We start from the raw sequence: 13,604 nt of genomic DNA on the forward strand, positions 1-13,604 counted from the left end.
AAATCGACGGTTCGGTGGGGGGATATAAGCCGGATACCAGTCGGTATGGAGGTCAACGGCACTGGCAGGTTCTTAAGTGCGGCTGGACGGACGTTCATTGCCGCAGGCCGTTACGGCCAGACAGGCTCTGCTGCGGCAATGCCGTTACGCAAGAGGAGAACAGGTGACCAGGTCCGGTCAGGATTATCTGGCGTCGCTGCGCGACGGGCGCGAGATATGGCTCGACGGCGAGCGGGTGGAGGACGTCACCTCGCACCCCGCCTTCCGTAACACCGCGGCGTCGATCGCGCGGTTGTACGACCTGGCGAACGACTCCGAGCACACGCCCGTCCTCACCCAGGGCGGCGTCCACCGCGCGTACGCCATCCCGCGTTCGTACGAGGACCTCGTGGCCCGCCGGCGGGCGTACAAGGTGTGGGCGGAGGCGAGCTTCGGCTTCCTGGGCCGTACGCCCGACTACATGGCCGGCGGCGCGGCCGGCTTCGCCGCGGTGCCGGGGCTCTTCACGACGGACGAGTACGACGGCTCCGGCGCCGCCCTCGCCTACCACCGGCGGCTCGCCGAGGGCGACCTGTACCCGACCTTCACCATCACCAACCCGCAGATCGACCGCACCAAGTCGGCCTCCGAGCAGGAGGAGGACGACCTGGTGGTGCGGGTCGTCGCCGAGAAGGACGGCGGGATCGTGGTGCGCGGCGCCAAGATGATCGGCACCGCGGCCGTCTTCGGCAACGAGGTCATCGTCGGCACCATCGAGCCGCTCGCCCCGCAGGACGTCGAGCACGCCGTCTGCTTCTCCGTCCCGATCGACACCCCCGGGCTGAAGTTCCTGTCCCGGACCTCCTACGAGGCGCAGGCGCGCAGCGTCTTCGACAACCCGCTCTCCTCGCGCTTCGACGAGAACGACGCGCTGCTGGTCTGCGACGACGTCTTCGTGCCGTGGGAGCGGGTGCTCGCCTACCGGAACGTCGACGTGTCGTTCCGGATGTGGTGGCAGACGCCCGCGTACCTGAACTTCGTGCACCAGGCGGCCACCCGCTTCTGGACCAAGCTCGAGTTCCTGACGGGCGTCGCCATCCTGCTGACCAAGGCCAACAACACGTACCAGCTGCCGCCCGTCACCCAGGCGATCGGACGGCTGATGGGGCGGGTCGCGCAGGCGAAGGCGTTCGTGCTGGCCGCCGAGGCGTCGTACGAACAGGTCGACGGCGGGCGCGGCGGGGTGATGCCGGGCAAGGACATCTCCTTCGCGCAGCGCATCATGGCCGGCGAGCTCTACCCGCAGACCGTCCAGGACATCAAGCTCCTCGCGGGCGGCGGCCTCATCCAGCTCCCCGCCTCCGGCGAGGACCTGCTCCACCCGGAGCTCGGCCCGCTGGTCCGCAAGTACATCCGCTCGCCCGGCACCCCGGCCGAGGAGCGGATCAAGCTGCTGAAGCTGGCGTGGGACGCGCTGGGCTCGGAGTTCGCCGGCCGCCACGAGCAGTACGAGCGCTTCTACCACGGCGCGCCGCACATCTACCTGATGCAGCAGGCCTGGGAGGGCGACACCGCCGCGTGCGAGTCCCTGGCGCAGGCCTGCCTGGACGGCTACGGGCTGGAGGCGTCCCAGTGACGCGGAGGCCGTCGCTCCCTTCGAGCCCTTCCCGCCCGTCGTGCCCGTCGTCGGCGGCCGTGGCGGTGGCCGCCGCCCGGCGGCCGTACCCGGACCCGGCCCTGCCCCCGGCCGGGGCGGCGGTGCCGCGCCCGTCGCGCCTCTGTCGGCGCTCGGCGCCCGCGGCGCGGCCCGCTGCCGCCCCGGAGGTGCAGCGGTGAGCGGGACCCGGACGCGGCCGCTGCGCGGCGCGCTGGCGCTGCTCGCGGCCACGCAGTTGCTGCTGATCATGGACACGGCGATCGTCAACGTCGCGCTGCCGTCGATCGGCGAGGACCTCGGCTCCGGCTCCGCCGGGCTGTCGTGGGTCGCCAACGCCTACCTCATCACCTTCGGCGGCCTGCTCCTCCTCGGCGGGCGCACCGCCGACCTCCTCGGCCACCGGCGGCTGTTCATCGCCGGGCTCGGGCTGCTCGCCGCCGCCTCCGCGGTGGGCGCGCTCGCCGGGTCGGCCGGGGCGCTCGTCGCCGCGCGGGCCGTGCAGGGCGTCGGCGCCGCGCTCGCCGCCGCCGCCGCGTTCGCGCTGCTGCTGATTCTCTTCCCGGACGGGCCCGCGCGGCACAAGGCGCTCGGCGCGTTCGCCGCGATGGGTGGGCTCGGCGGGGTGCTCGGCACCGTACTGGGCGGTGTCCTCACCGACCTGCTGGGCTGGCGCTCCACCTTCTGGCTGAACGTCGCCGTCGCCGGGCTCCTCGCCGTCCTCGCGCTCCGCCTCCTCGACGGCGGAACCCGCGGCGCCGAACGCGGCTTCGACCTGCTCGGCGCGCTCACCGCCACCGGCGGCCTCGGCCTCGTCGCGTACGCCCTCGTCGGCCGCAGCCTCGTCGCGGGCGCGGCCGGGCTCGTCCTGCTGGCCGCCTTCGCGGTGCTGGAGACCCGCATCGCGCGGCCGCTCGTGCCGCCCGCCGTGCTCAAGAGGCCCACGCTGCGGCTCGCCAACGGCCTCAGCGCGCTCGCCCAGATGGCGCTGTTCCCGATGTTCTTCCTGGTGAGCCTGTACCTCCAGCGCGTGCTGGAACACTCCCCGCTGGGCGGCGGACTCGGGCTGCTGCCGCTCTCCGTGGTCGTCGTCGTCACCGCCCCGCAGACGGGCCGGATCATCGGCCGCCTCGGCCTGCGCGCCGCCACGACCCTCGGCTTCGTCCTGCTCTTCGCCGGCATGGTGTGGCTCGCCCTCGCCCTCAGCGCCGGCGGCACCTTCTACACCACCGTCCTCGCACCCAGCCTCCTGCTGGGTGTCGCCCTGCCGCTGGTCATGGTCACCACCAACGTGGCCGCCACCGCCGAGGCCTCGCCCGCCGAGACGGGCCTGGCCTCCGGGCTCATCAACACCAGCCAGCAGTTCGGCTCCGTCCTGGGCCTCGCCGTCCTGGTGGCCGTCGCCACGGCCCGTACGGGCACGGCGGCGTCCGGCGCGGTGACCCCCGCCGCCGAGACGGCCGGCTTCCAGGCCGCCCTGCTCGTCGGCGCCGCCTTCGCGGCGGTGGCCGCACTGCTCTCCGTACGGCTGACCCCGCCCGCGCCCGTACCGGCGCCGCCACGCCAGGACCGGGTGGGTGACCTGCGGTAACCGCGCGGCCGCCTGACCACGCGGCCCCGCCACCACCCCGACCCGAGACTGCCCGAGGGGGGCTTCCCGTTGACCTTGTACGACCTTGTCGCGCCCGGTCTGGACACCGTCGCCGAACCGCGCTACCGCATAGCCGAGATACGCGCGGCCGATCCACTCGGCGCCGATCCGCTGCTCGCCGCGCTCCCCGCGATGAACCGCGACGCCGACGTCCCGGCGCTCACCGTCGCCCTGCGCGCCCTCATCCCCGACCTCGACCGGGTCGCCGAATGGAGCGTCGTCGAGGCGCTCGCCGGGATGCGCGACATCGGCATGTTCCTCGGCTCGCTGAAACGCCACGGCACCGAACCCCTCGCCGCCGTGCCGGAGGCGCTGCCCGTCCTGGAGGAGCTGGCCCGCCGCACCGACATGATCCCGCGCGACACCGTGCACCACTACACCACCTGGAACCCGCTCGGCCGGCGCCAGCGGATGTACACCGGCCACGAGATGGAGGCCCACCTCCAGGAGGCCGTCCGGATGGTCTTCCCGAGCCTCGTCGCCGCGCTCGACACCTGCGCGCAGCTCGCCCGCCTGGAACCGTACGACCCGGGCTTCGCCCTCGCACTGGACCGCACCGCACAGCACGTCCAGTCGATGGTCGACTCCATCGACTTCACCGTCGCCAACGTCTCGCCCGCCTTCTTCGCCCAGACGCTGCGCTCCTACTTCGAGGAGATCGACGTCGCGGGCCGCGACTACCTCGGCCCCGCCGCCGCGCAGGTCCCCCTGTGGCTGGTGGACCTGACGCTCTGGCAGTGCGACCGCTCCCAGCCGGCGTACGACACCTTCCTGGACGAGTCCGTCCAGTACAGCCTGCCGTCCTGGCGCGCCTTCTACGCGGCCCACAAGGGCGGCGTCTCCGCCGTCAGCAAGCTGTCCGCCGCCCTGAGCTGGGAGACCGTACACCGGCTGCCGCCCCAGCTCATGGCCTCCGCCCGCTCGCTGGCCCGCGTGCTGCGCATCCTCAAGACGTTCCGCGCCCGGCACATCGGCATCGCGCGCAAGGCGTACAGCGACGAGCTGCGGCTGTACGACGAGGGCAGCGGCGGTGCCCCGGTGGCGCTGCTGCGCGAGGTCCTCGACCTGACGCGGGACAACGAGACGCTGGTGCGGCGCTCGGTCCAGCCCCCGCGGGCGGCGGGCGCGCACGCGGCCACCGCGCCCGCGGCGAACGCACCCGCGGCCGCGGCGCCCGCCGTCGCGCCGCACCGTCCCGCACCGGCCGCGTAAGAGGAGCGCCCCCCCATGACCCCGCACATACTCATCGCCGGCGGCGGCATCGCCGGCCTCACCGCCGCGCTCTCCCTGCACGCCGCGGGCTTCCAGCGCGTCACCGTCGTCGAGGCCGCCCGCGAGATCCGCTCCGTCGGCGCCGGGCTGAACATCATGCCCAACGCCGTCCGCGAACTCGACGCGCTCGGCGTCCTCGACCGCCTGGAGACCGACGCCGTACGCACCCGGGAGCTGCGCTACTACCACCGCTCCGGCGGCCTCGTCTCCCGCGAGCCCCGCGGCCTGCGCGCCGGCTACCGCTGGCCCCAGCTGTCCATCCACCGCGGCCACCTCCAGCTCGTCCTCGCCGAGGCCGTACGGGAGCGGCTCGGCCCCGCCGCGATCGTCGGCGGCGTCCGCGTCGCCGGCCTGGAGCTCCTCCCGGACGGCCGCCCGCGCGTCCGCCTCGAACACCGCACCGGCGCCACCCGCGGCCTCGCCTCGCTCGAACCGGACGTCCTGATCGGCGCCGACGGCATCCGCTCGGCGGTCCGCGCCGCGCTCTACCCGGGCGAGGGCGCGCCGCCGTGGAACGGCATGCTCGTATGGCGCGGCGTGTCGTCGATGCCGGCGAAGGACACCGCTTCCTTCATGCTCATCGCGGGCGACGACCGCCAGAAGGCCGTCGTCTACCCGATGACCGAGCCGACCCTGCGCAGCCCGGACGTCCTCGTCAACTGGGCGCTGGCGATGCCCGCCGACCGCATCGCCGGTGCCGGGGGCACGGACGCCGTACGCGGCGACTGGAACCGGCCCGTCCCGGTCGGCGACTTCCTCCACCACTACGAGGGCTGGGAGTTCGACGGCGTCAGCGTCCCCGACGTCCTGCGCGCCTCCGACGGAGCCTACGAGTACCCCATGGTCGACCGCGAGCCCCTCCCCCGCTGGAGCCACGGCCGCACCACCCTGATCGGCGACGCCGCCCACGCCATGTACCCCATCGGCTCCAACGGCGCGACGCAGTCCATCATCGACGGCCGCGCCCTCGCGCACGCCATGGCGCTGTACCGCGACCCGGCCGACGCCCTCGCCGCCTACGAGGCGGACCGGCGTCCCGCCATGACGGAGCTCCAGCGCGCCAACCGCAGCCTGGGCCCCGAGGTCGTCATCAACCTGGCCCACCAGCGCGCGCCCGGCGGCTTCACCGACATCGACACCGTCATCCCGCCGGAGGAGCGCGCCGAGATCGCCGCGCGCTACGCCCTGACCGGCGCTTTCGACCCGGCGGCCGTCAACGCGGGCTCACCCTACGAGGTGGCGGTGAGCGTGCTCCCCTGAGTGCGCCGTGGTTGACGGGGGCGACGTGCCACTACCGTCGAAGGGTGAAGGCGGACGCACACCGTGGTGCGTCCGCCCCGATACGTACCTGCCCTGCGAAGGTGGAACACGTGAAGGCAATCCGTCGATTCACCGTGCGCCCCGTCCTCCCCGAACCCCTGCGCCCCCTCAGCGACCTCGCGCGCAACCTGCGCTGGTCCTGGCACACCGAGACCCGCGAGCTGTTCCAGTCCGTCGACCCCGACGGATGGCGGGCGGCCGGCGGCGACCCCGTACGGCTGCTCGGCTCGGTGCCCGCCGCGCGCCTCGCCGAGCTCGCCAAGGACCGGCGGTTCCTGCGCCGTCTGGCCGCAGCCGCCGACGACCTCGACGACTATCTGCACGGCCGCCGCTGGTACCAGCAGCACCAGGGCGCCTCGGACGGCGAACTTCCCGCCGCCGTCGCCTACTTCTCGCCGGAGTTCGGCGTCACCGCGGCCCTGCCGCAGTACTCCGGCGGCCTCGGCATCCTCGCCGGGGACCACCTCAAGGCGGCCTCCGACCTCGGCGTCCCGCTGATCGGCGTCGGGCTGCTCTACCGCCACGGCTACTTCCGCCAGTCCCTCTCCCGCGACGGCTGGCAGCAGGAGCACTACCCGCTCCTCGACCCCAACGAGCTGCCGCTGAGCCTGCTGCGGCAGGAGAACGGCTGTCCCGTCCGCGTCTCCCTCGCGCTGCCCGCCGGCCGCCGGCTGCACGCGCACATCTGGATCGCCCGCGTCGGGCGCGTACCGCTGCTGATGCTCGACTCGGACGTCGAGGAGAACGGCACCTCCGAGCGGGACGTCACCGACCGGCTGTACGGCGGTGGCAGCGAGCACCGGCTGCTGCAGGAGATGCTGCTGGGGATAGGGGGAGTACGGGCCGTCCGGGCGTACTGCGCGCTGACCGGCCATCCGGAGCCCGAGGTCTTCCACACCAACGAGGGCCACGCCGGCTTCCTCGGCCTGGAGCGCATCAGCGAACTGACCGGGAAGGGACTGGAGTTCGACGCGGCGCTGGAGGCGGTGCGCGCGGGGACCGTGTTCACCACCCACACGCCCGTGCCGGCCGGCATCGACCGCTTCGACCGCGAGCTCGTCGCCCGCCACTTCGGCGACGGCGCGGAGCTGCCGGGCATCGACGTCGAACGGATCCTCCAGCTGGGCAGGGAGACCTACCCGGGCGGTGAGCCCGGCCTGTTCAACATGGCGGTCATGGGCCTGCGCCTCGCCCAGCGCGCCAACGGCGTGTCCACGCTCCACGGCGCCGTCAGCCGCGGGATGTTCGCGGGCCTGTGGCCGGGCTTCGACCCCGAGGAGGTGCCCATCACCTCCATCACCAACGGCGTCCACGCCCCGACCTGGGTCGCCCCCGAGGTGTTCCGGCTCGGCGCCCGCAAGATCGGCACCCAGCGCGCCGAGGACGCGCTGAGCGTCGGCGGCTCGCAGCGCTGGGATTCCGTCGCCGACATCGCCGACGCCGAGATCTGGGAGCTGCGGCGCGAGCTGCGCGACCAGCTGGTGACCGAGGTACGGACCCGGCTGCGCGCCTCCTGGCGGCAGCGCGGCGCGGGCTCGGCGGAGCTCGGCTGGATCGACGGCGTCCTCGACCCCGACGTCCTCACCATCGGCTTCGCCCGCCGCGTCCCGTCGTACAAGCGGCTGACGCTGATGCTGCGGGACCGCGAGCGGCTGACCCGGATGCTGCTGCACCCGGAGCGGCCGGTGCAGATCGTGGTGGCGGGCAAGGCCCACCCGGCGGACGACGGCGGCAAGCGGCTGGTGCGGGAGCTGGTGCGGTTCGCCGACGACCCCCGCGTACGCCACCGCATCGTCTTCCTGCCGGACTACGGGATGGGCATGGCGCAGAAGCTCTACCCCGGCTGCGACGTCTGGCTGAACAACCCGCTGCGGCCGCTGGAGGCCTGCGGTACGTCGGGGATGAAGGCGGCGCTCAACGGCTGCCTCAACCTGAGCGTCCTCGACGGCTGGTGGGACGAGTGGTACGAGCCGGACTTCGGCTGGGCCATCCCCACCGCCGACGGCCCGACGACGGACGAGGACCGGCGCGACGACCTGGAGGCCGCCGCGCTCTACGAGCTGATCGAGCAGCGGGTCGCCCCCCGCTTCTACGACCGCGGCGGCAACGGCCTGCCGGAGCGGTGGATCGAGATGGTCCGCCGTACGCTCGCCAACCTCGGCCCCAAGGTGCTGGCGGGGCGCATGGTGCGCGAGTACGTGGAGCGGCTGTACACCCCGGCCGCCCTGGCCCACCGCGCGCTGGACGAGGACGCGGCACGCGAACTGGCCGCCTGGAAGGCGCGGGTGCGCGCCGCGTGGCCGCGCGTCGCCGTCGACCACCTGGAGGTCGACGAGGCCAACGGCACCGCCGAGCTCGGTGCCACGCTCGCCCTGCGCGTACGGGTGACCCTCGGGGACCTGCGGCCCGAGGACGTCGAGGTGCAGGCGGTCGCCGGCCGGGTCGACACCGACGACCGGCTCCGCGACGCCCAGAAGGTGCCGCTCAAACCGTCGGGAGGGCCGGACGAGCAGGGCCGCTGGACGTACGAGGGACCGCTGACCCTCGACCGTACGGGCCCGTTCGGCTACACCGTGCGGATACTGCCCGCGCACCGGCTGCTGCCGGCGGGCGCGGACCTGGGCCTGGTGGCGCTGCCGACGGAGACGACGGGGGAGGGGGCCGGCGTGCTGATGCGCTGAGCCGGCCGGGGAGGAAGGGCCGGCCGCCCGCCGTGCGGCCGGGCCTTTTTCCCTTTCATATGCGGATCGCTTTCCGGCGCGGTATGGGCGGCGGGCGCGCCGGGCATTCATGAAGGAACCAGGGGCGGGGCCGGGGGAGGGGGGCGGATATGGAAAGGGTGCCGCGAAAGGGAAAGGGAGCCGGCGGAGCGGGGTTTCCCCGCCCGGGCCTGTTCTGGCTCGGGGTGACCGCCGGGACGGTCGGCACGGTGCTGCATCTGCCGATGTTCCTGGCCTCCCGTCATATGGGGTACCGGATGGCCGGCATGGCGCCGGACCCGGCCATGGTGGCGGGCATGGCGCTGATCGTGGGCGGTGTGGGGGCGGTGCTCGCCGGGCTGTGGCCGCCCCGGGACGAGGCCCTGCGCCGGGCGGCCGCCCTCTCCGAGGTCCGGGTGCGCCCGCAGGACGACGCCCCGCTGAGGCCCGCCCACGTCGCGCTGCTGGTGGTGCTCTCGCTCGCCGTGACGATCGACGTCATGAAGCCGCTCACCCTGTCGCTCGTCGTGCCCGGGGTCGCCGCCGAGTACGGCCTCGCGTCGCCCCTGCGCCCCGGGGGCGGCGTGCCGGTGGCCTGGCTGCCGCTGGCCGGGATCACCGGCACCATGGTGGGCTCCTTCGTGTGGGGCTGGCTGGGCGACCGGATCGGCCGGCGCAACGCGATCCTGCTGGCCGGGGTGCTGTTCGCCACGACGTCGGTCTGCGGGGCCATGCCGGGGTTCTGGTGGAACGTGCTGATGTGCCTGGTGATGGGCGCGGCGGCCGGCGGGATGATCCCGATCGCCTTCACCCTGATCGCGGAGACGGTCCCGCGCCGGCACCGCGGCTGGCTGATGGTGCTGATCGGCGGGAACGTCACGGTCGCGTACGCCCTGACGAGCTGGCTGGCGGCGGTGCTCACACCGGAGTTCGGGTGGCGGGCGCTGTGGCTGGTGGGGCTGCCGACGGGGCTGGCGCTGCTGGTGCTGAACCGCTGGATCCCGGAGTCGCCGCGCTTCCTGCTGGCCACCGGCCGCGCGGAGAAGGCCCGCGCGGTGCTGGCGAGGTACGGCGCGGCGCTGGTGCCGGTGGAGTCCCCGCCGGAGCCGGAGGGCGCGGAGGGCGGGCCCCGGCCCGGGTACGCGCGCCTGTGGGAGCGGGGCTTCGGCGGGCGCACCGCGGTGCTGACGGTCCTCGCGGCGGGCGCCGGGCTGCTGACGTACGGGTTCCAGATGTGGCTGCCCGTCAACCTGGCCCGGATCGGCTACCTGGAGGCGTCGTCGGCCCGCGTCCTGCGGGACAGCGCCCTGATCAGCCTGCCGCTCAACGTGGTGACGGCGCTGCTGTACGGGCTGTGGAGCAGCAGGCGCACGGCGGTCGTCGTCGCGGGCACCGCGGCCGCCGCCCTGGTGGTGCTCGCGGCGGCGGGCGAGGAGGTCGCCGGGAACGCGTCGCTGATGCGGCTGCTGCTCCTGGTCCCGCTGTGGGGCATCAGCGCGACCGCGGCCGTGGTCGCCGCCTACAGCTCCGAGGTGTACCCGACGGCCCTGCGGGCGCGGGGCACGGGCTGGGCGGCGGCGGTGAGCAAGGTGGGCGGGGTGCTGATCCTCGCCCTGTCGGTGGCCGCGGCGGCCGTCCCGCCGATGGAGGTCACGGCCCTGGTGGCGGCGGCGCCGCTGGCCGCGGCGGCGCTGGCGTTCCTGCTCTTCGCCCCGGAGACGCGGGGGCGGGGGCTGGACGAGGGCTGAACTCCCGGAGTTCCGAATTCCCCTGCGCGTGGCGTATTCTCGCCAATTCAAAAGGGGGCTCTTATGTAAATAGCACCACCAATTCTGCGCGCGCCCTCTGGAATCTACCGGCGCACTACCGCCCCACCCCGTATTCGTCACGCGGATGGGTGAATTGGGTCGTGAAAATGGTCCGAATGGCGGCACTCGGGAATGTCGTAAGTGCACATCACCCACTCCCCGAGTAACGTTCGGAGGTTCTTCCCGTGCCCACAACCACCATCCTGCCGTCGGTCGGCGCCGAAATCCCCTGCAGTTGCTATGCGGCGAACGTCCCGCTCAAGGTCCGTACCGCCCTGGTGAACGTCGAGTTCAAGGGCGGCATCAAGGTCCGGGTCGAGGCGCACCCGAGTGAGCCGGCCCACAAGGCCGTCGTGCTCAAGGTCGTCGGCCACAAGGTCGAGGCCGACCACCCGCAGCTCGGCAAGATCACCATCGAGCAGGAGAACATGGAGGCGACGCCGGACAGCCTCCTGAACATCGTCCAGCACTTCCCGCCGAAGCTGAGCGCCGTGATGTTCCTGTCGTTCAAGCTGACCATCGAGCGGCCCCCCGGCTCCGAGAGCGAGGGCGCGACGGCCGCCCGCGAGCCGCTGGTCCTGCGGACCAAGGAGCCCGCGAAGCTGCTGAGCCCGGAGCTCAGCAAGTTCCCGCCGGACGGGGACTTCTACCGGCTCGAGAACCCGATCAAGCTCGTCCACCCGGACACCGACCAGGTCGTCGCGACGATCGACAAGTTCCCGGTCCGGGTCGGCGGCTGAGCCACCCCGCCCGGTAGCGACGCACCGACCGGCCACCACTGACAGCGAGCGCGGGGGTGCCCCGATGAGCCATGCCCGGATTCCCAAGGTGACGCTCACCGCCGGCGTCGTACGAAGTGTGCGCGCCTGTCTCGTCCTCACGGTCCGGCTGGCCCTTCTGGGCCTCATCGTCCTGCGCTGCTCCCTGTCACCGGGCAAGGACCGCTTCGCGCCCCGGCGCGACGCCTGGCTCCTCGCCACGGTGACCGCACTCGGGCCGGCCTTCGTCAAGGCCGCCCAAATCCTCAGCACCCGCGCCGACGTGGTCCCCCGTCATGTCGCTCGGGTGCTGAGCACCCTCCACGACCAGGTGTCCCCCCTCCCGCTCGGGGACGGGACACGCCTCTTCCCACCCGCGCTGAGACGCGCCCTGAAGGACGATCCCGGTCTGCCCACCCGTGCTCCGGTCGCCGCGGGCACCATCGCCTGCGTCTACCGCGCCGAGCTCGCCGACGGCCGCACCGTCGCGCTCAAGGTCCGCCGCCCCGGCGTCGTCCGGCTGCTCACCACCGACCTGGCGATCATGCTGGCGCTCACCCGGCTCGTCGCGCCGCTGCCGCCCCTGCGCGGGGTGCCGGTGGTCGACATCGTGCGGCAGCTGGCGGACTCCCTGCGCGGACAGCTCGACTTCGAGCGCGAGCGGCGCAGCCTCCGCTTCCTGCGCGAGAACCTCGCGGAGGAGCCGGACGTCCGCGTGCCGGAGGTGTACGACGAACTCTGCGGCCCGGACGTCCTGGTCATGGAGTACCTCGACGACCTGCACGACCGGGCGCGGGAAGCGGGCGGCGCGCAGGCCGCCGTGACAGCCCTGCGCGCCGCCTTCCACATGCTCTTCCTCGACGGCTTCGTCCACTGCGACCTGCACCCCGGCAACCTCGTCTGCGGGCCCGGCCGCGCGGTGACCGTCGTCGACGCCGGCTTCACCGTGCGCCTGACCGAACAGGCCCGGGAGAAGTTCACCGACTTCTTCGAGGCCATGGCGCGAGGCGACGGGCGGACCTGCGCAGACATCGTGCTCTCCACCACGCACCCCGGGCCGCGCACCGACACCGAGGGCTTCCGGCGCGAGCTCGCCGCGCTCATCGCCTCCCGGGGGGACGCGACCGCCGCCACGTTCGACCTGATGTCCTTCGCCGCCCGGCTGTTCGCGCTCCAGCGCCGCCACGGCCTGTACGCCGACCCGCAGTTCGTCTTCCCGATCCTGTCGCTGCTCGTCCTGGAGGGCACCGTGCGGCACCTCGGCCCGGACCTGGACTTCCAGGCCGTCGCCAAGCCGTACCTGATCACCGCCCTCATGGAGCGCGCGGTCCTCACCGCCCAGAAGAAGGCCCGGAGCAACGGCCCGGGAAACGACGTCCCGAGAACACAGGAGAAACAGGAGTCCGGCTGACATGCTCTCCCACCCCTCGCCGCCCGGACCGGACACCGCCGCCTCCGAGGAGGCGACGCCGCCCCGGCCACCCCGGGCCGCCCCCGTGGTGCCGCGCCCCCTGCGCCGCATCGTCATCCCGCTGCTGCGCCAGGACACCGCGCAGGTCGACTTCGGCGTACGCCGCTTCCGCCTGCGGCCCGGACCCGCCCGCGACATCCTCCAGGCGGCCGGACAGGCGTTCCTCACCGGTTTCCACGCCGCGCTCGACACCCGCACCCCGGCCGAGCTGGCCGCCGAGGTGGAGCGCCTCCCGCCCGAGCGGCGCGGCTTCGCCTACGAAGGCGCCGGCATGGCCTGCTCCGTACTCGACCTGCTCACCGGCGCACGCGGCCGCCGGTTCGCCGCCCTCGTGTCCGGGCCCGCGGCCCCGTACCCGCACCTCGTGCACGTCGGCGCCGGATGGGCGTACGCGCGCCTGGGCCTGCGGCCCCGCAACGGCCTCCCGGCCGCACAGCCGCCCGAGCAGTGGCTCGCCTGGGACGGGTACGGCTTCCACCAGGGGTTCTTCCACCCCGACCGGGTCATCGGGCGCCGGCACGTCGAGCGCGGCCTGACCGCCGACGAGCGCGCCATCCGGGACCAGGGGCTGGGCCGCGCGCTCTGGTTCCACGAGTGCGCCGACCCCGAGGGCATCGCCCTGCGCATCGCCGAGTTCGCGCCCGACCGCCGCGGCGACCTGTGGAGCGGCGCCGGCCTCGCCGCCACCTACGCGGGCGGCGCCACCCCCGCGGAGCTGCACCGCCTCGCCGAAGCGGCCGGCGACCACCGCGCCGACCTCGCCCAGGGCTCCGCCTTCGCCTGCGCGGCCCACCACGTCTCCGGCACCGTCCCGGAGCACACCCGCGCGGCGGCACGCGTCCTGACCGGCACCACCGCCGAGGAGGCGGCCGCGTGGACCGACCGCTCCCGTGCCGCCCTCGGCCCCGCCGCCACCGGCACCGGCGACTACCAGCGCTGGCGCGCCGGGATCCGCCACCTGTACCTCCGCAGCCTCCGAGGAGACCACTGAC

At 73.8% G+C, this 13,604-nt stretch carries 9 protein-coding genes; all 9 read left to right on the top strand.

Annotated features, from left to right (window positions below):
• Positions 1-163 precede the first annotated feature (163 nt).
• Positions 164-1,615, top strand: a complete 1,452-nt coding sequence (locus tag ACZ42X_RS06675; protein ID WP_468284934.1) for a 4-hydroxyphenylacetate 3-hydroxylase family protein — start codon at positions 164-166, stop codon at positions 1,613-1,615.
• A 196-nt stretch (positions 1,616-1,811) separates the two neighbouring features.
• On the top strand, positions 1,812-3,224 hold the full coding sequence (locus tag ACZ42X_RS06680; protein ID WP_468284937.1) for an MFS transporter: 1,413 nt from the start codon (positions 1,812-1,814) through the stop codon (positions 3,222-3,224).
• Between the two features lie 69 nt (positions 3,225-3,293).
• Positions 3,294-4,496 carry a monodechloroaminopyrrolnitrin synthase PrnB family protein gene (locus tag ACZ42X_RS06685; RefSeq protein ID WP_468284939.1) on the top strand — a complete coding sequence of 401 codons (1,203 nt, stop codon included), beginning with the start codon at positions 3,294-3,296 and terminating at the stop codon, positions 4,494-4,496.
• Positions 4,497-4,511: 15 nt separating this feature from the next.
• Positions 4,512-5,816: a flavin-dependent oxidoreductase gene (locus ACZ42X_RS06690; RefSeq protein WP_468284942.1), complete on the top strand. Its 1,305-nt coding sequence runs from the start codon at positions 4,512-4,514 to the stop codon at positions 5,814-5,816.
• A gap of 110 nt (positions 5,817-5,926) precedes the next feature.
• Positions 5,927-8,557, top strand: a complete 2,631-nt coding sequence (gene glgP / locus ACZ42X_RS06695) for an alpha-glucan family phosphorylase (RefSeq protein ID WP_468284945.1) — start codon at positions 5,927-5,929, stop codon at positions 8,555-8,557.
• A gap of 224 nt (positions 8,558-8,781) precedes the next feature.
• The gene (locus ACZ42X_RS06700; protein WP_468284947.1) at positions 8,782-10,323 is read left to right on the top strand and encodes an MFS transporter; all 1,542 of its coding nucleotides are present in this window, start codon (positions 8,782-8,784) and stop codon (positions 10,321-10,323) included.
• Positions 10,324-10,568: 245 nt separating this feature from the next.
• Positions 10,569-11,123, top strand: coding sequence for a hypothetical protein (locus ACZ42X_RS06705; protein ID WP_468284950.1), 555 nt, complete (start codon positions 10,569-10,571; stop codon positions 11,121-11,123).
• Between the two features lie 64 nt (positions 11,124-11,187).
• Positions 11,188-12,552: an ABC1 kinase family protein gene (locus tag ACZ42X_RS06710; RefSeq protein WP_468284952.1), complete on the top strand. Its 1,365-nt coding sequence runs from the start codon at positions 11,188-11,190 to the stop codon at positions 12,550-12,552.
• Position 12,553: 1 nt separating this feature from the next.
• On the top strand, positions 12,554-13,603 hold the full coding sequence (locus ACZ42X_RS06715; protein WP_468284955.1) for a DUF1702 family protein: 1,050 nt from the start codon (positions 12,554-12,556) through the stop codon (positions 13,601-13,603).
• Position 13,604: the final 1 nt, after the last annotated feature.

The organism is Streptomyces sp. NPDC030862 (genome assembly GCF_055571835.1).

What these genes read in the sequence shown, in the direction of transcription:
- ACZ42X_RS06690 (WP_468284942.1), top strand. Translation starts at nt 4,512, where the DNA reads ATGACCCCGCACATACTCATCGCCGGCGGCGGCATCGCCGGCCTCACC.
- ACZ42X_RS06715 (WP_468284955.1), top strand. Translation starts at nt 12,554, where the DNA reads ATGCTCTCCCACCCCTCGCCGCCCGGACCGGACACCGCCGCCTCCGAG.
- ACZ42X_RS06710 (WP_468284952.1), top strand. Translation starts at nt 11,188, where the DNA reads ATGAGCCATGCCCGGATTCCCAAGGTGACGCTCACCGCCGGCGTCGTA.